We start from the raw sequence: 22,965 nt of genomic DNA, 5'->3' as shown, positions 1-22,965 counted from the left end.
GTCCGCCCCCCTGCTTCCAGCCGGGTTAGTGGAGAACGCCGGCTTCCTTGTAGAAGCGCTCGGCGCCCGGGTGCAGCGGAATCGGCAGCGCCTCGGTAGCCGTCTCCAGGCTGATGTCGTTAGATGCGGAGTGAGCGGTGCGCAGACGGACTAAGTTGTCGAACATCAGCTTGGTCATCTGGTAGGCAACGTCGTCGGAGACCTGCTCGTGGCTGACCAGCAAGTTGACGATGGCCGCCGTCGGCACATCCTCATCCTGGCCGTCGTAGGTGCCGGCCGGGATGACCTTGGCCTGGTAGGCCTGGCTGTCGATCTTGGCCACGACCTCTGCAGGGATGGCGACAAAGGTAATCGGCACCATGGCGGCCAGGTCACGAATCGCCGCCATGCCCAGGCCGGACGATTGCAGTGTGGCGTCCAACTGACGGTTCTTGATCAGCTCGACCGACTCGGCATACGGCATGTACTCGACACGCCCCATGTCTGCATAGCTCAGGCCCGCGGCCTTGAAGATCGCGCGAGCGTTCAGCTCGGTGCCGGACTTCGGCGCACCCACGGAGATGCGCTTGCCCTTGAGGTCCTCCAGGGTCTTGATCCCGGATTCCTGGCTGGCAACGATCTGGATGTAGTTCGGGTAGGTGGCGGCGATGGCGCGCAGGCGGGTCAGCGGCGCCTTGAAGCCGGCGTCTTCCACGCCCTTCCAGGCATCTTCCACAGAGTCGCCCAAGGCAAAGGCGATTTCGCCACGGCCGGACTGCAGCAGGTTGAGGTTTTCCACCGAGGCCTTGGTCGCCTGTACCGAGGTCTTCGCGCCGTCGATGCCGTTGCTGTAGAGCTGCGACATGGCCACGCCAATCGGGTAATACACCCCGCTGGTGCCACCGGTGAGCACGTTGATAAAGGTCGGGGCGGCGAGTACCGCGGTACTGGCAGTCAACGCCGCGGCGGCGGCAAACAGGCTGAATTTTTGGGTCAGTCGCATGGAAGTGTCTCCGTCGTTGTTATGGCTTTATGCAGAGGTTTCAGCGTGACGTGCCTCACCCGCATGGCGAGGCCACGTCGAGAACTAACTGGCTGGCGGAAAGGAACCGAGGCTCACGCGCGGCCTGAGCCAGGCGCACAACAGGTGGGATGTAGATCGCGAGCGCGACGAGGGCGCGGCTGAGCAGTGCATGGGTCACCTCTTGTCTTTCTTATTGGATACCGGGCAATCAAATGCCTGGCTGACAAGGGCTATAGCAGATGCCGTGCCAGCGAACGAAAGCCCCGTTCTAGAGCCTTCTTGCTGGTCAGATCAGAATATTTTCGTAATTTATCAGCGGAAATCCGCTGCTGAAAATTTTCCTATAAGCGAAATTCCGCCTATTGCGCCGCACTAGCCGGAGGCAATCCAAGGTATTGATGGCGGCCATAAGAGCGTTCCCCCGGATTTCATCCCGGCTGCGGACGCTGAAGAATTTATCCCGGCGGCGTGTAGGGTGCGCCGTACGCACCGGAGGCATCACCGCCGCCGCGATGGTGCGCACAGCGCACCCGACCGAGCCAGCCTACGCAAGCTAGTCGTCGTCACGACTGCCGGCAGGACGATAGCGGCTGCGTAGCAGGCCGTGGCGCTGCATCTTCTCGTTGAGGGTGCGGCGCGGCAGCTGCAACAGGGTCATCACCTCGGCGATATTGCCCTGGCAGTGTTGCAGGGCGCGGTGCAGGCATTGCGCCTCGAAGGCTTCCATCTGCTCGCTTAGCGATTGTGCGGGCAGGCCATTGCCACTCTCCACCCCGCCATTCAAGCCCAGGGCATGGCGTTCGGCGGCGTTGATCAACTCACGCACGTTGCCCGGCCAGTCATGCTGAAGCAGCTGCGCCAGTTCACTGGGGGTCAGGCTTGGCGTCTCGCGGCCATGGCGTTGTGCGGCCTGCTGGGCGAAGTGTTCGAATAACAGCGCAATGTCCTCACGCCGCTCGCGCAGGGGCGCAATATGCAGGCTGGCGACATTCAGGCGGTAATACAGGTCCTCGCGAAAACGCCCGGCCTTGACCTCATCGAGCAGGTCCGGCTTGGCCGCGCTGATCACCCGCAGGTCAACCTGGACGCTGCGATTGGAGCCAAGCCGCTCCAGGCTTTTCTCCTGCAACACGCGCAACAATTTCACCTGCTGAGCCAGCGGCAGGCTTTCCACCTCATCGAGAAACAGCGTGCCGCCGTCGGCATGCTCGATACGGCCGATGCGCTTGCCTTGAGCGCCAGTGAACGCGCCGCTTTCATGGCCGAACAGCTCACTCTCGAACAGCTGCTCGGGAATCGCCGCGCAGTTCAGCGCGACAAACGGCTTGCCGGCACGGTTACTGAAGTCATGCAGGCAACGGGCAACGCGCTCCTTGCCGCTGCCGGTGTCGCCGCGCAGGAGAATGTTCACCGAGGTGCCGGCCAGTTCGAGAATCTGCCGACGCAGGGTTTCCATCGGCTTGGACACACCCAGCAGCTGCGCTTCGATATCGTCCTTGCGGGCGAACTGCTGGCGCAGCTGGCGGTTCTCACAGACCAGCCGGCGCTTGTCCAGGGCGCGGCGCACGCTGTCGAGCAGGCGTTCGGGGGTAAAGGGTTTTTCGATAAAGTCATAGGCACCCTGGCGCAGCGCCTGCACCGCCATCGGTACATCACCATGCCCGGTGATCAGAATCACCGGCAGGTCGCGGTCGCTCTCCAGCACGCTGTCGAGCAGTTGCAGGCCATCGGTGCCCGGCATGCGTACATCGCTGATGATGATGCCGGGGTAATCGCGGTCAACCAGCGCCAGCGCAGCCTGCGCCGTGGCGCAACTGTGCACGCTGAAACCGGACAGCTCCAGCCACTGCTGCACCGCTTCGCGGATGGCGGCTTCGTCATCGACCACTATCACCTGATCGCTCATGGCACCTCCCCGTTATAAACCGCGGCAGTGTAGCCCGGATGAATTCCTGGGGAGCAACCCTGGGTGTGACAAGCGTCAACGGCAACAGACCCTAGGGTGCCCTGCGCGCACCGGTAACCCATGGCGCATCGATGGTTGTGGTGCGCACGGCACACCCTACGGTGCGGCGGGCAGGCTCAGGGTAAATACCGCGCCGTATTCGCTATTGGTTGCGCTCAGCGTGCCACCCAGTTCCCGCACGATGCCATAGGACACCGCCAGACCCAGGCCCAAGCCCTGACCCACCGGCTTGGTGGTGAAGAAGGGCTCGAACACGTGCCCCAAGGTCTCTTCGGCAATCCCGCCCCCGCTGTCCTCGACCATCAGACGACACTCATCGCCCAGCCTCACGATGCGCACGTCGAGGACCCGCCGCTCACTGCCGACCATCGCATCCAGGGCGTTGTTGAGCAGGTTGAGCAGCACCTGTTCCAGGCGGATGGCATCCCCCAACACCCGTGCCTCGGTGTCGATCTCGCTGTGCAGTTGCACCTGTTCGCTGCGCAGGCGCGGTGCCAGTAATTGCAGCGCCTGCTCCAGCACATCACTCAGACGCAGGCGCTCACTGAGGCCCGCCGGACTTTTGCGGGCAAAGGTTTTCAGGTGGCCGGTGAGCCCGGCGATGCGTTGCAGCAAGCCATCGATACGCTGCAAACCCTCACGCACATCGTCCTGCCGACCACTGTCGAGCAACAGCCGCAGGCTGCCCAATTGCATCTGCATGGCAGTCAGCGGCTGGTTGATTTCATGCGCCATGGCCGCCGACATCTGACCCAGTGCCGCCATCTTCGCCGCATGCACCAGGCCTTCCTGAGCCTCACGCAGCTCGGCGGTACGCAGCGCCACTTCACGCTCCAGACGTTCGCGAATGCTCGCCTGCAAGCGTTGCGTCTTGCGCCGCTGGGCCAGGTAGAGCAGCAAAAAGGCCAGGGTCATCCATACCCCGGCAGCGGCCAGGCGGTAGCTGCGCACGCTGTCGACCAGGGTTATCGGCTCATGCAACAGGTGCAGGGTCCAGCCTTCGTCACCTAGAGCCTGACGCTGCCAGAGATAGTCACGCGGGCCGTCCGGCCCCTCGACCCGACGCCACTGGCTGTCGCTGTCGATCTGCCGACGTAGCGTACTGGGCAACGGTTGCAGCGCCTGTTCGGCGTATTTGCGCACCTCCACCAGCTCGGCGCGGGCCTGCTCATCCAAACGCTCAAGAGTCAGAAACCGCCAGGCCGGACGGTTGCTGAGAATCACCACCGAGTAACTGTCGGCCACCAGCAGCACGCCAGGCTGGCCGGCCCATTCACGCTGCAACTCTTCCAGCTCCAGCTTGACCACCAGCACGCCAAGCACCACGCCGTGGTCATCGCGCACCGCATGGGAGAGGAAATAACCAGGAATGCCGGTGGTCACGCCCACCGCAAAATAACGCCCGGAGGACTGGCGCACGGCATCCTGAAAATACGGGCGGAAGGCGTAGTTATTGCCGACGAAACTGCTCCAGTCGCGCCAGTTACTCGCCACCAGGGTTTCGCCACGGTCGTTGAGCAGGTACAGCACGTTGGAGCCAGCAGCGCTGTTGAGCTGCTCCAGGCGCTCGTTGAGTTTGCTGCGCAACAGGCTGTCATCCGGTGCACGCAGCAGCGACTTGATATCGCTGTCCAGCGCCAGCACCTCGGGCACCGAACGGAAGCGCTCGACCAGGGTGTGGATCGATTGCGCATACAGCTGCAACTGCCCGCGCGCCTCCAGGCTGCGCTCCTGCCAGGCACGCTGCTCGGCATAGCGCCCGGCCAGCCAGATGCTCGCCAGCAGGCCGAACAGAATCAGCAGGACGATCAGCGCAACGCGGTAACGCAGCAACAAGGCAGGCATGCACGACTCGCAATGGGGTAGAGCCGGCATGGTAAGACAAAATGCGCCGAGGAACCGTTACAGGTGCACCTCGCTGCGCTTGATGCCAAGCTGACGCAGCTCCTCGATCAGGCGGTTGAGGTCGGCGAAGGACTCCACCTGCTCCTGTTCATCCACGAGAAAGTAACTGGTGCCCACGCCCTTCTTGAACAGCACGATCCACTCCCGGGGATTAGCCGGATTGGCGATCACGTGGGTATCGAATGACACGCCGGCAGCGTATTTATCACGTACATCTTGCCGCTTCATGCCCTGTTCTCCTGCTGTGTGCCAACGCTCAGGCGGGCAACGCCCGCCCAGAGCAGACCTGGCTTACTCCACCGTGACGCTTTTGGCCAGGTTGCGCGGCTGGTCGACGTCGGTGCCCTTGAGCACGGCGACGTAGTAGGACAGCAGCTGCAACGGGATGGTGTAGAGGATCGGCGCCAAGGCGTCGTGGATATGCGGCATGTTCACCACATGGGTGCCTTCGCCGTTGCTCATGCCGGCCTGCTCGTCGGCAAACACCAGCAGCTCGCCGCCACGGGCGCGTACTTCCTGCAGGTTGGATTTGAGCTTTTCCAGCAGCTCGTTGTTGGGTGCCACGGTGACCACCGGCATATCACTGTCCACCAGCGCCAACGGGCCGTGCTTGAGCTCGCCGGCCGGGTAGGCTTCGGCGTGGATATAGGAGATTTCCTTGAGTTTGAGCGCACCTTCCATCGCCACCGGGTACTGTGCGCCACGGCCGAGGAACAGGCTGTGGTGTTTCTCGGCGAACAGCTCGGAAACCTTCTCCACCACGCTGTCCATGGCCAGGGCTTCACCGAGGCGGGTCGGCAGGCGGCGCAGTTCATCCACCAGTTCGGCTTGCAGGGCTTTGTCGAGGGTGCCACGCACCTGGCCGAGGGACAGGGTCAGCAGCATCAGCGCGACCAGTTGGGTGGTAAAGGCCTTGGTCGAGGCCACGCCGATTTCCGGGCCGGCCTGGGTCAGCAGGGTCAGGTCGGATTCACGCACCAGTGAGCTGATGCCAACGTTGCAGATCGCCAGACTGGCCAGGTAACCACCTTGGCCAGGTGCATGCTCCTTGGCATTGCGCAGCGCAGCCAGGGTGTCGGCGGTTTCGCCGGACTGGGAGATGCTGACGAACAGGGTGTCCGGTTGCACCACCACCTTGCGGTAGCGGAACTCGCTGGCCACTTCGATCTGGCAAGGGATGCCAGCCAGACCTTCGAGCCAGTAACGGGCGACCATGCCGGCGTGGTAACTGGTGCCGCAGGCAACGATCTGTACGTTGCGCACCTTGGCGAACAGCTCGGCGGCCTGTGGGCCGAAGGCCTGCACCAGAACGTGGTCGCTGCCCAGACGGCCTTCCAGGGTGCGTTGCACGACCTTGGGCTGCTCGTGGATTTCCTTGAGCATAAAGTGGCGGTACTCGCCTTTGTCGGCGGCTTCCGCACCTTCGTGGTATTGCACGCTCTCGCGTACCACCGGCTGGCCGGATACATCCCAGATCTGCACGCTGTTGCGCTGGATTTCGGCGATATCGCCTTCTTCCAAGTACATAAAGCGGTCGGTGACCTGACGCAGAGCCAGCTGGTCGGAGGCGAGGAAGTTCTCACCCAGGCCCAGGCCGATCACCAGCGGGCTGCCGCTGCGAGCAGCGAGGAGGCGATCTGGTTGCTTGGCGCTGATCACCGCCAGGCCGTAGGCACCGTGCAATTCCTTGACCGCCTCTTTCAGTGCTGCGGTCAGGTCCGGCTGAGTTTTCAACTTGTGGTCGAGCAGGTGCACAATCACTTCGGTGTCGGTATCGGAGCTGAACACGTAACCCAGCCCCTTGAGCTGGGCACGCAGTTCTTCGTGGTTCTCGATAATGCCGTTATGCACCACTGCCAGATCATGGCCAGAGAAGTGTGGGTGGGCATTGCGCTCGCTTGGCGCACCGTGGGTGGCCCAACGGGTGTGCGCGATACCCAGACGACCGGCCAACGGCTCGGCACTTAGCGCGCTTTCCAGCTCGCTGACCTTGCCCACGCGGCGGCGACGGTCGAGGTCGCCTTTATCCGTCAGCAACGCCACACCAGCGCTGTCATAGCCGCGGTATTCCAGGCGCTTGAGGCCTTCAACCAGCACGGCGGTGATATTGCGTTCGGCGACTGCGCCTACGATGCCACACATAATCTTCTCCTTAAGCTTCAACAGCCGCGCAGATCAGCTTGATGCCGCGCTCGGTTAATTGTTCACGGGCCTCGGGGCTGAGGCGCTCGTCAGTTATCAGGGTATGGATGCTGCTCCAGGGCAGCTCCAGGTTGGGAATCTTGCGGCCGATCTTGTCGCTCTCGACCATCACCACCACTTCGCGGGCCACCTCGGCCATCACCCGGCTCAGGCCGAGCAGTTCATTGAAAGTGGTGGTGCCACGGTTCAGGTCGATGCCATCGGCACCGATAAACAGTTGATCGAAGTCGTAGGAGCGCAGCACCTGCTCGGCGACCTGGCCCTGGAACGACTCGGAGTGCGGGTCCCAGGTGCCGCCAGTCATCAGCAACACCGGTTCATGCTCCAGCTCGCTGATAGCCCGCGCCACGTTCATCGAATTGGTCATCACCACCAGGCCGGGTTTATGGCCGAGCTGCGGGATCATCGCCGCCGTGGTGGTGCCGCTGTCGATAATGATCCGCGCATGTTCGCGGATACGCGCCACACCCGCGCGGGCGATGGCCTGCTTGTACTGGGAAATCGGCTGGAGGTCGCTGATCAGCTCCTGCGGCATGGGCACCGCACCGCCGTAGCGACGCAGCAGCAGGCCGTTCTTCTCCAGGGCGGCGAGGTCTTTGCGAATGGTCACTTCGGAGGTGGCGAACGCTTTCGACAACTCATCCACACTCACCTCACCTTGCTCGGCGAGCAGGGCAAGAATGGTGTGACGGCGTTGCGGAGTGTTGCGTTTCGACATGCTAAGTTTCGATTCGAAAGATAATGGCGCGAATCAAAACCTAATGAAGCTTTTCCGTCAACCCTGAAAACGACAAAAGGCGGCCGGGGCCACCTTTTATCCTTGTGCTCAGCGCACGTTACGCAGTGCTTACTTGTTGATTTTTACCGGGCGCTTCCAGCCTTCGATATTGCGCTGCTTGGCACGGCCGACCGCCAGGGTGTTGGCCGGCACATCACCGGTAATCACCGAACCGGCACCGGTGGTGGCACGCTCGCCCAAGGTCACCGGGGCGACCAGGGCGCTGTTGGAGCCGATAAACACGTCCTCACCGAGCACGGTCTTGAACTTGTTGGCACCGTCGTAATTACAGGTAATGGTGCCGGCGCCAATATTGGTGCGCGCGCCGATTTCGGCGTCGCCCAGGTAAGACAGATGGCCAGCCTTTGCACCCTCACCCATTTTGGCGTTCTTCAATTCGACAAAGTTACCCACATGGGCCTTAGCCCCCAGCACCGAGCCCGGACGCAGACGAGCGAACGGGCCGCAATCGGCACCCTCGCCCACTTCGGCCCCTTCCAGATGGCTGTTGGCTTTGATGATCGCGCCTTTACGCAGGATTGAGTCCTTGATCACGCAGTTGGGACCGATCTGCACGTCATCTTCGATCACCACGCGACCTTCAAGGATCACGTTGATATCGATGGTGATATCGCGGCCAACACTGACCTCACCACGTACATCGAAACGATAAGGATCAAGCAGGGTGACCCCCTGGGCCATCAAGCGCTTGGCGAAGCGCTGCTGGTAATGGCCCTCCAGCTGCGACAGCTGGATGCGGTCGTTGGCACCCAACACTTCCATCTCGTCAGCCGCCTGCTCGGTGGCCACCACCAGACCGTCAGCCACCGCCATGGCAATCACGTCTGTCAGGTAATACTCGCCCTGGGCGTTGCTGTTGGACAAACGACCCAGCCAATCACCCAGGCATTTGCCCGGTACGGCGAGGATGCCGGTATTGCCTTCGCGGATCTGCCGCTGCGTTTCGTTGGCGTCCTTGTGCTCGACGATGGCCTTCACCACGCCCTGCTCATCGCGAACGATACGGCCATAGCCGGTTGGGTCATTCAGGTTGACCGTCAACAGCCCGAGTTGCTGGTCATTCACCTGTTGCAACAAACGCTGCAGGGTTTCCACTTCGATTAGCGGCACGTCGCCATAGAGAATCAGCACACGCTCGGCACTCAACGCCGGCAGCGCCTGAGCCACGGCATGACCGGTGCCTAGCTGTTCGGCCTGGATCACAAAATTCAGGTCATCCGCTGCCAAGCGCTCACGTACCCGCTCCGCGCCATGGCCGATCACCACATGGATGCCCTGTGGTTTGAGCTGACGAGCAGTGTCGATCACATGCCCAAGCATGGGTTTGCCGGCAACCGGATGCAGGACTTTCGGCAGGGCCGAACGCATACGGGTGCCTTGGCCGGCGGCGAGGATAACGATATCGAGGGACATAAGAACGGATTCCAGGCAGACGAAGGCGGGCTAAATCCCTAGCCCGACCCACTGAAAAGGTAAAAACAGCAGGCAAAGAAAAAGGGTAGCCAAGGCTACCCTTTTACTCGTTTGCGATGAAGCGTCGGAATTAACCGCCGAACTTCTTGCGCAACTGCTGAACGGTACGCAGCTGAGCCGCGACCTCAGCCAGATGAGCAGCAGCGGAACCGTAGTCGAACTCCGCGCCTTTCTCATTCAAGGCTTTCTCGGCAGCCCGAAGGGCTTCCTGAGCAGCAGCTTCATCGATATCGGCAGCACGCTGCACGGTATCGGCGAGAACTTTCACCACACTCGGCTGAACTTCGAGGAAGCCGCCGGAGATGTAGAACACCTCGGCTTCGCCACCCAGCTTGACCAGACGAATCGGACCCGGTTTGAGGTCGGTGATCAGCGGCGCGTGGCCTGGAGCGATACCGAGATCACCCAGGTTGCCGTGCGCAATCACCATCTCGACCAGACCGGAGAAGATCTCGCCTTCTGCGCTGACGATGTCGCAATGGACTGTCATAGCCATGTCTAACCTCACGTATCGATCTGCCTACACACTACTACGCGTATCGGCAGACCGTAAGCGCCCGTTGCCGGGCGCACGGGTGATTACAGTTTCTTCGCTTTCTCGACAGCTTCTTCGATGCTGCCAACCATGTAGAACGCCTGCTCTGGCAGGTGATCGTAGTCACCTTTCAGAATGCCGCTGAAACCGGCAATGGTGTCCTTCAGGGAAACGTACTTGCCTGGCGAACCGGTGAAGACTTCGGCCACGAAGAACGGCTGGGACAGGAAGCGCTGGATCTTACGAGCACGGGATACCAGTTGCTTGTCTGCTTCGGACAGTTCGTCCATACCCAGAATCGCGATGATGTCCTTCAGCTCTTTGTAGCGCTGCAGTACGTACTGCACGCCGCGAGCGGTGTCGTAGTGCTCCTGGCCGATAACCATCGGGTCCAGCTGGCGCGACGTCGAGTCGAGTGGATCGACCGCTGGGTAGATACCCAGGGAAGCGATGTCACGGGACAGTACAACGGTGGCGTCCAAGTGGGCGAAGGTGGTCGCCGGGCTTGGGTCGGTCAAGTCGTCCGCAGGTACATATACGGCCTGGATCGAGGTGATCGAACCGGTCTTGGTCGAAGTAATACGCTCTTGCAGAACGCCCATTTCTTCGGCCAGGGTCGGCTGGTAACCCACCGCGGAAGGCATACGGCCCAGCAGTGCGGATACTTCGGTACCGGCCAGGGTGTAACGGTAGATGTTGTCCACGAAGAACAGAACATCACGGCCTTCGTCACGGAACTTCTCGGCCATGGTCAGGCCGGTCAGTGCTACGCGCAGACGGTTGCCTGGTGGCTCGTTCATCTGACCGTAAACCAGGGCTACCTTGTCGAGAACGTTGGAATCCTTCATCTCGTGGTAGAAGTCGTTACCCTCACGAGTACGCTCACCCACACCGGCGAATACGGAATAACCGCTGTGCTCGATGGCGATGTTACGGATCAGTTCCATCATGTTTACGGTTTTGCCTACACCGGCACCACCGAACAGACCGACTTTACCGCCCTTGGCGAACGGGCAAACCAGGTCGATAACCTTGATGCCGGTTTCCAGCAGCTCGTTGGAGCCAGCTTGCTCGGCGTAGGACGGAGCGGCACGGTGAATGCCCCAACGCTCTTCTTCGCCAATCGGGCCAGCTTCGTCGATCGGGTTGCCCAGCACGTCCATGATACGGCCCAGGGTTTTCACCCCAACCGGTACCTGGATACCTGCGCCAGTGCTACCGACGTTCAGGCCACGTTTCAGGCCTTCGGTCGAACCCATCGCAATGGTACGTACCACACCGTCGCCCAGCTGCTGCTGAACTTCCAGGGTGGTTTCGGCGCCGTCTACTTTCAGCGCTTCATAAACACTCGGCACTTGATCACGCGGGAATTCCACGTCGATAACGGCGCCGATGATTTGAACGATACGTCCGCTACTCATCTTTGGTTCCTCTGAATATTTGAACCGTGCTTAAACCGCGGCAGCGCCGCCGACGATTTCCGAAATTTCCTGGGTGATCGCTGCCTGACGTGCCTTGTTGTAAACCAACTGCAGGTCTTTGATCAGATCGCCAGCGTTGTCGGTGGCGTTCTTCATCGCGATCATCCGGGCCGCTTGTTCAGCCGCATTGTTCTCAACCACCGCCTGATACACCTGCGACTCCACGTAACGCACCATCAAGCCGTCGAGCAGCTGTTTGGCGTCGGGTTCGTACAGGTAATCCCAGTGATGCTTGAGATCCTGATCCGGATCAGCCACCAGCGGAATCAACTGCTCCACTGTCGGCTTTTGCGTCATGGTATTGATGAACTTGTTCGAGACCACGGACAAACGATCGATGCGACCATCGAGGTAGGCATCGAGCATTACCTTGACGCTACCAATCAGATCATTGATCGATGGTTCTTCGCCCAGGTGGCTGATCGCAGCAACGATGTTGCCACCAAAGTTGCGGAAGAATGCCGCACCCTTGCTGCCAACCACGCAGAGATCGATCTCCACGCCTTGCTCGCGATTGCTCGCCATGTCCTTGACCAGAGCCTTGAACAGGTTGGTGTTCAGACCACCACACAGACCACGGTCCGAGCTCACCACGACATAACCAACGCGTTTGACTTCGCGCTCGATCATGAACGGGTGACGGTATTCCGGGTTGGCGTTGGCCAGATGACCAATAACCTGGCGGATACGCTCCGCATAGGGACGGCTAGCAGCCATGCGCATTTGTGCCTTGCGCATTTTGCTGACCGCCACCTTTTCCATGGCGCTGGTGATCTTCTGCGTGCTTTTGATGCTCGCAATCTTGCTGCGAATCTCTTTTGCGCCTGCCATTTGACACCTATCGGGTTAGCAAGCGGGGACCTCGCGGCCCCCGCTGCGGCTTACCAGGTTTGGGTGGCCTTGAACTTCTCGATACCGGCTTTCAGGCCAGCGTCGATTTCGTCGTTAAAGTCACCCTTCTCGTTGATCTTCGCCAGCAGTGCGGCGTGATCCCGGTTGAAGTAAGCAATCAGGGCCTGCTCGAATGCACCAATCTTGGCGACTTCGATATCGACCAGGAAACCACGCTCGGCGGCATACAGCGACAGCGACATGTCAGCAATCGACATCGGCGCATATTGCTTCTGCTTCATCAGCTCGGTAACGCGCTGACCGTGCTCAAGCTGCTTGCGGGTGGCTTCGTCCAGGTCAGAAGCGAACTGGGCGAATGCCGCCAGTTCACGGTACTGAGCCAGAGCGGTACGGATACCACCGGAGAGCTTCTTGATGATCTTGGTCTGTGCAGCACCACCCACGCGGGATACCGAAATACCGGCGTTGACCGCAGGACGGATACCCGAGTTGAACATGGCCGATTCCAGGAAGATCTGACCGTCGGTGATCGAAATCACGTTGGTCGGAACGAACGCGGAAACGTCGCCCGCCTGGGTTTCGATGATCGGCAGAGCGGTCAGGGAACCGGTTTTGCCAGTCACAGCGCCATTGGTGAACTTCTCAACGTACTCTTCGGAAACACGGGAAGCGCGCTCCAGCAGACGGCTGTGGAGATAGAACACGTCACCTGGGTAGGCTTCACGGCCTGGCGGACGGCGCAGCAGCAGGGAAATCTGGCGGTAGGCCACTGCTTGCTTGGACAAATCGTCATACACGATCAGCGCGTCTTCACCGCGGTCGCGGAAGTATTCGCCCATGGTGCAACCGGCGTACGGTGCAATGAACTGCAGTGCAGCGGATTCGGAAGCGGAAGCCGCGACCACGATGGTGTTAGCCAGCGCGCCGTTTTCTTCCAGCTTGCGTACCACGTTGGCGATGGTCGATTGCTTCTGACCAACAGCTACGTAGACGCACTTAATGCCGCTGTTTTTCTGGTTGATGATGGCGTCGATGGCCAGGGCGGTTTTACCGATCTGACGGTCACCGATGATCAGCTCACGCTGGCCACGGCCAACCGGGATCATGGCGTCAACCGACTTGTAACCGGTCTGTACCGGCTGGTCGACCGACTTACGCCAGATCACGCCCGGCGCAACCTTTTCAACAGCGTCAGTAGCGACGTTGTTCAGCGGGCCTTTGCCGTCAATTGGGTTACCCAGGGCATCAACCACGCGACCCAGCAGTTCCGGACCAACCGGAACTTCGAGGATGCGGCCGGTGCACTTGGCGCTCATGCCTTCGGCGAGGGTGGTATAAGCACCCAGCACTACGGCACCCACGGAGTCTTGCTCCAGGTTCAGTGCCATACCGTAGACACTGCCCGGGAACTCGATCATTTCGCCGTACATCACATCGGCGAGACCGTGAATGCGCACGATACCGTCGGAGACGGACACGATGGTGCCTTCGTTACGGGCTTGAGAGGCGACATCGAGTTTCTCGATACGCCCCTTGATGATTTCACTAATTTCGGAAGGATTGAGTTGCTGCATAGCTCTGCTGCCCCTTCAAACTCAAGATTTCAATGCTTCGGCCAGCTTCGCGATTTTGCCGCGAACTGAGCCATCGATAACCAGGTCGCCGGCGCGGATCACAACACCACCGATGAGGGTGGCATCTTCCGCGGCGTGCAGACGCACTTCTCGGCCGAGCCGTGCACTGAGAACCTTGGCGAGTTTGTCTTGCTGTTCATCGCTCAATGCGAAGGCACTGGTAACGTCCACGTCGATCGACTTCTCCTGCTCGGCCTTGTACAGGTCGAACAGTTCAACGATCTGTGGCAACAGGGCCAGACGATCGTTTTCAGCAACGATGTGGATGAAATTGCGTACCTGGGCGTCGAACTTGTCACCACACACCTCGACAAAGGTGGTGGCCTTGTCTGTACACGTCAAACGCGGAGCCTTGAGCACGCGCTGCATGGTGTCGTCTTGCGACACCGCTGCAGCCAGGCCGAGCATGGCTGACCAATTGGCCAGTTGCTGGTGGGCCTGGGCGTACTCGAAAGCAGCCTTAGCGTAAGGTCGGGCCAGCGTGGTCAGTTCTGCCATGATCGCGCCCCTCGCTTAAATTTCGGCTGCCAGTTTGGAAACCAGCTCCGCATGCGCGTTTTGGTCGATAGATGCGCCCAGGATCTTCTCGGCACCGCTAACGGCCAGGCTACCCAGTTGGGCACGCAGCGCGTCTTTGACACCGTTGATTTCCTGCTCGATCTCGGCCTGAGCCTGAGCCTTCACACGGTCAGCTTCGACGCGGGCCTGTTCACGGGCTTCGTCGACGATCTGGGTACCGCGTTTCTTGGCTTGCTCAATGATCTCGGCTGCCTGGCTTTTGGCTTCGCGCAGTTGCTGACCCACTTTCTCTTGGGCCAACTCCAGGTCACGAGCCGCACGGCTAGCAGCATCCAGGCCATCTGCGATCTTCTTCTGACGTTCTTGCAAAGCCGTAATGACCGGAGGCCACACGTACTTCATGCAGAACAGCACGAAGATGAAGAAGGCAACGGACTGGCCAATCAGGGTTGCATTAATGTTCACGCCAACACCTCGCTCGTTCGTTGTCCATCAAACCAATTCACTCGAAAACGAGTGGATTAGCCTGCGATTTGACCAACGAAGGGGTTCGCGAAGGTGAAGAACAGTGCGATACCAACACCGATCATGGTCACGGCGTCGAGCAGACCAGCGACGATGAACATTTTCACTTGCAGCATCGGAACCATTTCCGGCTGACGCGCAGCGCCTTCCAGGAACTTGCCGCCCAGCAGGCCGAAACCAATGGCGGTACCCAGGGCACCCAGGCCAATCAGCAGTGCAACAGCGATAGCGGTCAGACCAACTACAGTTTCCATCTTTCCTCCCGACTTTTTATGTCGTATTGGTTAAGGTTTTCTAAGGTAAAGCAGTAAAGCAAATCGGTACTTCTGGTTGCCCTTGCGGGCGTCCACTGCGAGCGCCAAGGCGCTCTTAGTGGTTGTCTTCGTGCGCCATCGACAGGTAGACGATGGTCAGCATCATGAAGATGAACGCCTGCAGCACGATGATCAGGATGTGGAACACCGCCCACGCCCACTGCAGGGCAACACCCAGCGCGCCGAGCAGCAGACCGCCGCCGAACATGATCGCGATGAGGATGAAGATCAGCTCGCCGGCATACAGGTTGCCGAACAGTCGCAGCGCCAGAGAGATCGGCTTGGCGATCAGGGTTACGAACTCAAGCAGGAAGTTGACCGGAATCAGCAGCGCCTGAACCACAATGTTCTTGCTGCCGAACGGGTGCAGGGTCAGCTCACCGATGAAACCGCCAATGCCTTTGACCTTGATGCTGTAGTACAGAATCAGGGCGAATACTGACAGGGCCAGACCCAGGGTGGCGTTCGGGTCAGTGGTCGGCACGACACGGAAGTACAGGTGCGGATCGCCAGCCAGTTTGGCAGCCAGCATCGGCAGCCAGTCCACCGGCACCAGATCCATGAAGTTCATCAGGAAGACCCAGACGAAAATGGTCAGGGCCAACGGGGCGATCAGGGCGTTGCGGCCGTGGAAGGTATCCTTGACGCTGCCGTCAACGAACTCGACCAATACTTCGACGAAGTTCTGCAGTTTGCCCGGTTGCCCGGACGTGGCGCGCTTGGCGGCGGCACGGAACAGCAGGATGAAGAACAGGCCCAGCACGACGGACACCGCCAGGGTGTCTACGTGAAATGCCCAGAAGCCCATTTCCTGAGCTTCTTTAGCGTTGTGGGCGAAACTCCAGCCGTTGACCGGATGCTGACCATAGGTCAGGTTGGTCAAGTGGTGCTGGATATAACCCGAAGCGGTTTCTGCTGCTGCCATATATCCCTCGAGCGCTAAGGTCTTAAAAGTCTTGTTTTCATCAGCAGGGGCGAAAACCAATTGACCAACTGGGTCAGAAAGAACACACCAAATACCGCCAGCGGTTCCAGAGGTTTCACACCTGCAAAGGTCAGTGCAAACAGCACTGCCGTTAAAACCAGTTTGCCCGCCTCACCGGCATAAAAAGACCGGACGATGGCTTGAGCAGCCCGCGCTCCACTGAAACGGAACGCCTTGTGGGCAAAGTACAAATTCGGCAGCCAGGCAATCAGGCCACCACACAATCCCGAGTAACCGGCTACTGCGCCTTGCCACTGCCATAACACCAGGGCCAGTAACAACAGAACCAGAAGTTGCACCAGCAGTACCGGGAAAACAGCAAGACGATGGAAGGGCAGGCGATTCGGCGTGCGAACGTCCATCTTGTTTTCCTGAAAGCTGAACTCGGGCGTCGGCACCTTGAAATCAATAACTTGGCATACTTTGTGCCGACGAAATGCGCGCAGAGTATAGGGGGGCTTCCCCCCCCATTCAACTGCCGGGTAGTGATTTCCGACTAGTCGCTACATGCGCAATTGTTTCAGCGAATGTGGGCCAGTACACCCTGCAACTCATCCAGCGAACTGTAGCTGATGACCAACTGACCTTTGCCCTTCTGACCATGCTTGATCTGCACCGGCGAGCCCAGGCGCTCGGCCAGGCGCTGTTCCAGACGGGTGATGTCCGGGTCGGTTTTAGCCACTGCCGCAGGCTTGTCTTTGCTGTTCAGCCACTGCCTAACCAGGGCTTCGGTCTGACGTACCGTGAGGCCTCGTGCGACAACGTGTCGCGCACCTTCAGTCTGCTGTTCGGCAGGTAATCCGAGCAGGGCGCGGGCATGGCCCATTTCCAGATCCCCATGGGACAGCAGAGTCTTGATCTCTTCCGGCAGGGCGATCAGGCGCAGCAGGTTGCTGATGGTGACCCGCGACTTACCCACAGCATCGGCGACCTGCTGCTGGGTCAGCTCGAACTCCTGCTGCAGGCGCTGCAAGGCCACCGCTTCTTCGATGGGATTTAGGTCTTCGCGCTGGATGTTCTCGATCAACGCCATGGCGATGGCGGCTTCATCCGGCAGTTCGCGAACCATGGCCGGAATCCTGTCCAGGCCGGCCTGCTGACTGGCACGCCAGCGGCGTTCACCGGCAACAATCTCAAAACGCTCGCCGCCAATCGGACGGATCACGATAGGCTGCATCACGCCATGCACCCTGATCGAGGCGGCCAGCTCTTCCAGGGCTGTGGCATCCATGTCACGGCGCGGCTGATATTTGCCGCGCTGGATCAGATCCAGAGGCACGTGCTGCAGTTCACGGCTGTCGACCTGCGCGGCTTCTTCCTGCAACGCGCTGACGCTGCTGCCACCCAGCAGGGCATCCAGACCGCGTCCCAGTCCTCTTTTTTTCACAGCCATGGGTATTTCCTTATGCGGTTGCAGTGTGGGCGCTAGCACGCTGTCGGCGCACCACTTCGCCGGCCAGGGCCAGGTAGGCAAGAGCACCACGGGATTGCTTGTCATACACCAACGCCGGCATGCCGAAGCTGGGTGCTTCGGCCAGGCGCACGTTACGCGGGATTACGGCGTCGTACAGCTTGTCGCCAAAATGCTGCTTGAGCTGGGCGCTGACATCGTTGGTCAGGCTGATGCGCGGGTCATACATGGTGCGCAGCAGGCCTTCGATCTTCAGGTTAGGGTTGAGCAGTTCGGCGATGCGCTGAATGCTGTTGACCAGATCACTCAAGCCTTCCAGTGCGTAGTACTCGCACTGCATGGGGATGATCACCCCGTCGGCGGCCACCAGGGCGTTGACCGTGAGCATCGACAGCGCCGGCGGGCAGTCGATGAGGATGTAATCGTAATTCTCGCGGATCGGCGCCAGGGCATAACGCAGGCGGCTTTCCTTCATCTTCATTTCCAGCAGCGAGACTTCCGCGGCGGTCAGGTCGCGGTTGGCCGGCAGTAGCTGGTAGCCGCCATGCTCGGAAAACTGCATGGCATCGACCAGGTTGCATTCGCCGATCAGCACGTCGTAGATCGAGTGCTCCAGCGCATGCTTATCCACACCACTGCCCATGGTCGCGTTGCCCTGGGGATCGAGGTCAATCAGCAGCACGCGGCGCTTGGTCGCCACCAGCGAGGCAGCCAGATTGATGCAGGTGGTGGTTTTGCCCACACCGCCTTTCTGGTTAGCGATTGCGAATACCTTAGCCATGCTGCGTTCCCCCTAGACCGAGCGACGCAGTATCAACAGATGGCGCTGACCTTGGCAACCGGGAACCTTGAGGATATGGGTGCTGCTGAGACGGAAGTCCGCCGGCAGGGCCTGCAGCTCGTCATCCGGGTGCACACCTTTCATCGCCAGCCACTCGGTAGCGCCGTCGCCTAGGTGGCGAGTCCAGTTGGAAAAGTCTTCCAGGGAGCTAAACGCCCGGGAGCAGATGCCGGCAAATGGCACGTCGGGTCGGAACTCTTCGACCCGGCTGTGGATAACTTGCAGGTTGGCCAGTTTCAGCTCCAGCTTCACCTGAGTGAGGAAGCGGGTCTTCTTGCCGTTGGAATCCAGCAGAGTGAACTGTCGCTCCGGGAACAGAATGGCCAGGGGAATGCCCGGCATGCCGCCGCCACTGCCGACGTCCAGCCAGCTGTCACCGCGCTCGGCGACAAAAGGCACCACCGACAGGCTGTCGAGCAGGTGACGCGAAACCATTTCATCCGGGTCACGCACCGCAGTGAGGTTGTAGGCCTTGTTCCACTTGATCAGCAGGGCCAGGTAGGCGAGCAACTGCTCATGCTGCTCGGCGCTGAGTTCGACACCCAGTTCGCGAGCGCCCTGGCTCAGTTCTTCGGCGTGACGGGCAGTAACCAGAGACATCAGGCGCTGTGCTCCAACTGCTGACCGGCAGTGCGCTTTTTCAGGTGGATCAGCAGCAGGGAAATCGCCGCCGGGGTGACGCCGGGAATCCGCGAGGCCTGGCCGAGGGTTTCCGGGCGGCTGTTGCCGAGCTTGTGCTGGATTTCCTTGGACAGCCCGGAAATCGCCGCGTAATCGATATCGGCCGGCAGTTTGGTGTTTTCACTGGCACGCAGGCGGGCAATTTCATCCTGCTGGCGGTCGATATAACCGGCGTACTTGGTCTTGATCTCGACCTGCTCGGCCACTTGCGGATCCTGCGCACCGCCGCCAGTGATGGCGACCAGCCCGGCGTAATCGATTTCCGGGCGCGAGAGCAGGTTGAGCAGGTTGTATTCGTGGGTCAGCGGTGTGCCGAATTGCTCGGCAATCGCATCGCCCTGGGGTGTACCCGGGCGCACCCAGGTGCTTTTCAGGCGTTGTTCTTCCTGAATGATGCCTTCGCGCTTGGCTTCGAAGGCGGCCCAGCGCACATCATCGACCAGGCCCAGCTCGCGGCCTTTCTCGGTCAGGCGCAGGTCGGCGTTGTCTTCACGCAGGATCAGCCGGTATTCGGCGCGCGAAGTGAACATGCGGTACGGCTCCTGGGTGCCGAGGGTAATCAGGTCGTCGACCAATACGCCGATATAGGCCTCATCACGGCGCGGACACCAGCTGTCCTTGCCCTGCGCACGCAGCGCGGCGTTGCAACCGGCGAGCAAACCCTGGGCACCGGCTTCTTCGTAGCCGGTGGTGCCGTTGATCTGCCCGGCGAAGAACAACCCGGCAATCACCTTGGTTTCCAGGCTGTATTTCAAGTCGCGCGGGTCAAAGTAGTCGTACTCGATGGCATAGCCCGGGCGGACGATATGCGCGTTCTCCATGCCGCGGATGCTGCGCACGATCTGCAGTTGCACATCGAATGGCAGCGAGGTGGAAATGCCGTTTGGGTACAGCTCGTGGGTATTCAGGCCTTCGGGCTCGATAAACACCTGATGGCTGTCCTTGTCGGCGAAGCGGTGGATCTTGTCTTCGATCGACGGGCAGTAGCGCGGGCCGACGCCTTCGATCACCCCGGAGTACATCGGCGAACGATCCAGGTTGGCCGCGATGATTTCGTGGGTGCGCGCGTTGGTGTGGGTGATCCAGCAACTGATCTGGCGTGGCTGCTGCTCGGCACGACCGAGGAAGGACATCAGCGGCGTTGGCGTATCGCCCGGCTGTTCGGTCATTACCGAGAAATCGACCGAACGACCATCGATGCGCGGCGGCGTGCCGGTTTTCAGACGACCAACACGCAGCGGCAATTCACGCAGTCGGTGAGCCAGGGCAATCGAAGGCGGATCACCGGCGCGACCGCCGGAGTAGTTCTGCAAGCCTATGTGGATAAGTCCACCGAGGAAGGTACCGGTGGTCAACACCACGGAATCTGCGAGGAAACGCAGGCCCATCTGGGTGACGACACCTTTGACTTCGTCGTTTTCGACGATCAGGTCATCAGCGGCTTGTTGAAATATCCACAGGTTGGCCTGGTTTTCCAGAGTTTCCCGAATTGCTGCCTTGTACAGCACGCGATCAGCCTGGGCGCGGGTGGCGCGCACCGCTGGGCCCTTGCGGCTGTTCAGTACACGGAACTGGATACCACCTTTGTCGGTGGCTTCAGCCATGGCACCGCCGAGGGCATCGATTTCCTTGACCAGATGGCTTTTGCCAATGCCACCGATGGCTGGGTTGCAGCTCATCTGCCCGAGGGTTTCCACGTTATGGGTCAGCAGCAGGGTTTTTACCCCCATACGCGCTGCCGCCAGTGCGGCTTCGGTACCGGCATGACCACCGCCGATGACGATCACCTGAAAACGGGAAGGGAAATCCACCACGCACCTCGTGCCTGTTGAGAATTGGGGGGCTTTTGGGATGAAAAGCGGGAAAGGCGGCAAGTATAGGGATTTAGCCGGTGTGAAAGAAGCCTTTTGCACAAAAAATAGCCAGCTGTGTCGTGCCCTGTGCAATTCGCCCGGTTAATAAAGAATAAAAGAGAGAATTTTTATAAAGCTTTGTTTATATGTTTATTACTTAGCAACGGCATTTCTGTGGATAGATGGCTAGAGATCAATAGATTCAGTACTTACAGAGTTTTAAAAGGCTGTGCTGATCCTGCCTGTTGCCTGTTCAGTTGCCGTACGCAAGCTGTGGATGAAACAGGTAGTTATCCACAGAGGGGTTTATCCTCCGCTTTATCACCGGGTTATCGGCAGGGCTCAGGTCGGGTTTTCCACAGGGCTTAGCCGAGTCAATCAGGGTATCGGTGAATACCTTTCGGCCACGCGGGTGCCTACCTGATGGGCATGAAAAGGGCTTTCAGGAAACAGGGCGGGTTAGCTGCAGAGAGGCAATAGTGAAGGCACAGAAGAGGGATGCGTCGTAGCCCACCATGAATAGGTGGGCCGAATGATGGGGATCGCTACGCTCAACCCATCCTACTTGCCGATGCAGAAGCTGGAGAAGATCCGCCCCAGCAGGTCATCGGAGCTGAACGCCCCGGTGATTTCTCCCAAAGCCTGCTGAGCCATGCGCAGGTCTTCGGCGAGCAGCTCGCCAGCGCCTGCCAGGGTGAGCTGAGCATGGCCGTGGTCGAGGTGGGTAGCGGCCTGACGCAGGGCCTCAAGATGGCGGCGGCGTGCGCTAAAGCTGCTTTCCGAGGTTTGCTCATAACCCATGCAGGCCTTCAGGTGTTCCCTGAGCAGGTCCAGGCCCTCGCTGGATTTTGCCGAGAGGCTGATGGTGACATGGCCGTCATTACACACTTCCAGCACCACCGACTCGCCGGACAGGTCGGCCTTGTTGCGAATCAGCGTGACCTTGCTCGGGTCCGGCCGCAGATCGAGAAACTCCGGCCACAGGGCAAAGGGGTCGTCGGCTTCCGGTGCCGTAGCATCAACAACCAAAAGAATGCGGTCAGCTTCGCTAATGGCTTTCAGCGCGCGCTCCACGCCAATCTTTTCCACCTGATCGTCGGTGTCACGCAGGCCGGCGGTGTCCACCACATGCAGCGGCATGCCGTCGATGTGGATATGTTCACGCAGCACGTCGCGGGTGGTGCCGGCGATCTCGGTAACGATGGCCGCCTCGCGCCCGGCCAGGGCATTGAGCAGGCTGGACTTGCCGGCATTGGGTCGGCCGGCGATCACCACGGTCATGCCATCGCGCAGCAGTGCGCCCTGGCCAGCTTCACGCAGCACACCGGCGAGGTCGGCACGCACACCATCGAGCAGACCAAGCACATGGCCATCGGCGAGAAAGTCGATTTCCTCTTCGGGGAAGTCGATAGCGGCTTCCACATAAATACGCAGGCTTATCAGCCGCTCGGTCAAACCATGCACGCGACGGGAGAACTCGCCCTGCAGGGAACGCAAGGCATTGCGCGCGGCTTGCTCGGAACTGGCTTCGATCAGGTCGGCAATCGCCTCGGCCTGAGCCAGGTCGAGTTTGTCATTGAGAAACGCACGCTCACTGAACTCGCCGGGTCTTGCCAGACGTGCGCCGAGTTGTACACAGCGGCGCAGGAGCAGATCGAGTACCACTGGGCCGCCATGGCCCTGCAGTTCCAGCACATCTTCGCCGGTGAAGGAGTTAGGCCCGGGAAAGTACAGCGCCAGGCCTTCGTCGATTACGTGCTTGGCATCGGCGAAGAACGGCCCGTAGTGGGCATAGCGCGGTTGCAGTTCGCGCTGACAGATCGCCTGCGCCAACTGACTGGCCAATGGCCCGGACACCCGCACGATGCCAACGCCTCCACGGCCCTGGGCGGTGGCAACGGCAGCAATGGTTTCGGCGACGGTTTGCATGCGGCACTCCTGGATAGGGCATAGCAAAACGCCCCTGAAAAGGGGCGTTTGTTACAG

At 60.1% G+C, this 22,965-nt stretch carries 21 protein-coding genes; all 21 read right to left on the bottom strand.

Annotated elements, in window-relative coordinates; translation table 11 throughout:
- Positions 1-25: 25 nt before the first annotated feature.
- Positions 26-982 carry a TAXI family TRAP transporter solute-binding subunit gene (locus ACSQ17_RS11055; RefSeq protein WP_436068633.1) on the bottom strand — a complete coding sequence of 319 codons (957 nt, stop codon included), beginning with the start codon at positions 980-982 and terminating at the stop codon, positions 26-28.
- Positions 983-1,556: 574 nt separating this feature from the next.
- On the bottom strand, positions 1,557-2,909 hold the full coding sequence (locus tag ACSQ17_RS11050; RefSeq protein WP_436068632.1) for a sigma-54-dependent transcriptional regulator: 1,353 nt from the start codon (positions 2,907-2,909) through the stop codon (positions 1,557-1,559).
- A 156-nt stretch (positions 2,910-3,065) separates the two neighbouring features.
- Complete coding sequence (locus ACSQ17_RS11045) at positions 3,066-4,814, bottom strand: ATP-binding protein (protein ID WP_436068631.1); 1,749 nt, start codon at positions 4,812-4,814, stop codon at positions 3,066-3,068.
- A gap of 57 nt (positions 4,815-4,871) precedes the next feature.
- A complete protein-coding gene (locus ACSQ17_RS11040) occupies positions 4,872-5,102 on the bottom strand; it encodes a hypothetical protein (protein ID WP_436068630.1) in 231 nt (76 codons plus the stop codon).
- A gap of 63 nt (positions 5,103-5,165) precedes the next feature.
- Positions 5,166-7,016, bottom strand: a complete 1,851-nt coding sequence (glmS, locus tag ACSQ17_RS11035; protein WP_436068629.1) for a glutamine--fructose-6-phosphate transaminase (isomerizing) — start codon at positions 7,014-7,016, stop codon at positions 5,166-5,168.
- Between the two features lie 10 nt (positions 7,017-7,026).
- Positions 7,027-7,794: a DeoR/GlpR family DNA-binding transcription regulator gene (locus tag ACSQ17_RS11030; RefSeq protein ID WP_436068628.1), complete on the bottom strand. Its 768-nt coding sequence runs from the start codon at positions 7,792-7,794 to the stop codon at positions 7,027-7,029.
- A 129-nt stretch (positions 7,795-7,923) separates the two neighbouring features.
- A complete protein-coding gene (glmU, locus tag ACSQ17_RS11025; protein WP_436068627.1) occupies positions 7,924-9,288 on the bottom strand; it encodes a bifunctional UDP-N-acetylglucosamine diphosphorylase/glucosamine-1-phosphate N-acetyltransferase GlmU in 1,365 nt (454 codons plus the stop codon).
- A 130-nt stretch (positions 9,289-9,418) separates the two neighbouring features.
- Positions 9,419-9,844 (bottom strand): F0F1 ATP synthase subunit epsilon, encoded by a 426-nt coding sequence (locus ACSQ17_RS11020; RefSeq protein ID WP_160013932.1) that lies wholly within the window; start codon positions 9,842-9,844, stop codon positions 9,419-9,421.
- 83 nt (positions 9,845-9,927) lie between these two features.
- Positions 9,928-11,304, bottom strand: coding sequence for a F0F1 ATP synthase subunit beta (atpD, locus tag ACSQ17_RS11015; RefSeq protein ID WP_233683094.1), 1,377 nt, complete (start codon positions 11,302-11,304; stop codon positions 9,928-9,930).
- A gap of 30 nt (positions 11,305-11,334) precedes the next feature.
- Positions 11,335-12,195, bottom strand: coding sequence for a F0F1 ATP synthase subunit gamma (gene atpG / locus ACSQ17_RS11010; RefSeq protein WP_160013934.1), 861 nt, complete (start codon positions 12,193-12,195; stop codon positions 11,335-11,337).
- 50 nt (positions 12,196-12,245) lie between these two features.
- Complete coding sequence (gene atpA, locus ACSQ17_RS11005; protein WP_233683093.1) at positions 12,246-13,790, bottom strand: F0F1 ATP synthase subunit alpha; 1,545 nt, start codon at positions 13,788-13,790, stop codon at positions 12,246-12,248.
- A gap of 21 nt (positions 13,791-13,811) precedes the next feature.
- Positions 13,812-14,348: a F0F1 ATP synthase subunit delta gene (locus ACSQ17_RS11000; protein ID WP_160013936.1), complete on the bottom strand. Its 537-nt coding sequence runs from the start codon at positions 14,346-14,348 to the stop codon at positions 13,812-13,814.
- Positions 14,349-14,363: 15 nt separating this feature from the next.
- Positions 14,364-14,834, bottom strand: coding sequence for a F0F1 ATP synthase subunit B (locus tag ACSQ17_RS10995; protein WP_108486385.1), 471 nt, complete (start codon positions 14,832-14,834; stop codon positions 14,364-14,366).
- A gap of 56 nt (positions 14,835-14,890) precedes the next feature.
- Positions 14,891-15,148 (bottom strand): F0F1 ATP synthase subunit C, encoded by a 258-nt coding sequence (gene atpE, locus ACSQ17_RS10990; protein WP_003097235.1) that lies wholly within the window; start codon positions 15,146-15,148, stop codon positions 14,891-14,893.
- Between the two features lie 115 nt (positions 15,149-15,263).
- On the bottom strand, positions 15,264-16,133 hold the full coding sequence (gene atpB / locus ACSQ17_RS10985; RefSeq protein ID WP_436068626.1) for a F0F1 ATP synthase subunit A: 870 nt from the start codon (positions 16,131-16,133) through the stop codon (positions 15,264-15,266).
- Between the two features lie 14 nt (positions 16,134-16,147).
- On the bottom strand, positions 16,148-16,555 hold the full coding sequence (locus ACSQ17_RS10980) for a F0F1 ATP synthase subunit I (protein WP_233683089.1): 408 nt from the start codon (positions 16,553-16,555) through the stop codon (positions 16,148-16,150).
- Between the two features lie 158 nt (positions 16,556-16,713).
- Positions 16,714-17,586, bottom strand: coding sequence for a ParB/RepB/Spo0J family partition protein (locus ACSQ17_RS10975; protein WP_233683088.1), 873 nt, complete (start codon positions 17,584-17,586; stop codon positions 16,714-16,716).
- 10 nt (positions 17,587-17,596) lie between these two features.
- Entirely contained in the window at positions 17,597-18,385 is a 789-nt protein-coding gene (locus tag ACSQ17_RS10970) for a ParA family protein (RefSeq protein ID WP_233683087.1), read from the bottom strand.
- A 12-nt stretch (positions 18,386-18,397) separates the two neighbouring features.
- Positions 18,398-19,045: a 16S rRNA (guanine(527)-N(7))-methyltransferase RsmG gene (gene rsmG, locus ACSQ17_RS10965; protein ID WP_436068625.1), complete on the bottom strand. Its 648-nt coding sequence runs from the start codon at positions 19,043-19,045 to the stop codon at positions 18,398-18,400.
- Positions 19,045-20,937, bottom strand: coding sequence for a tRNA uridine-5-carboxymethylaminomethyl(34) synthesis enzyme MnmG (mnmG, locus tag ACSQ17_RS10960; RefSeq protein ID WP_436068624.1), 1,893 nt, complete (start codon positions 20,935-20,937; stop codon positions 19,045-19,047). The genes rsmG and mnmG overlap by 1 nt, the downstream gene beginning before the upstream one ends.
- Before the next feature lie 603 nt (positions 20,938-21,540).
- Entirely contained in the window at positions 21,541-22,908 is a 1,368-nt protein-coding gene (gene mnmE, locus ACSQ17_RS10955; RefSeq protein ID WP_436068623.1) for a tRNA uridine-5-carboxymethylaminomethyl(34) synthesis GTPase MnmE, read from the bottom strand.
- Positions 22,909-22,965: the final 57 nt, after the last annotated feature.

Source organism: Pseudomonas sp. LjRoot71, assembly GCF_964253255.1.
Lineage (GTDB): Bacteria > Pseudomonadota > Gammaproteobacteria > Pseudomonadales > Pseudomonadaceae > Aquipseudomonas.
The sequence above is the reverse complement of the archived record's forward strand: the minus strand, read 5'-3'. Positions and strand labels throughout refer to the sequence as shown.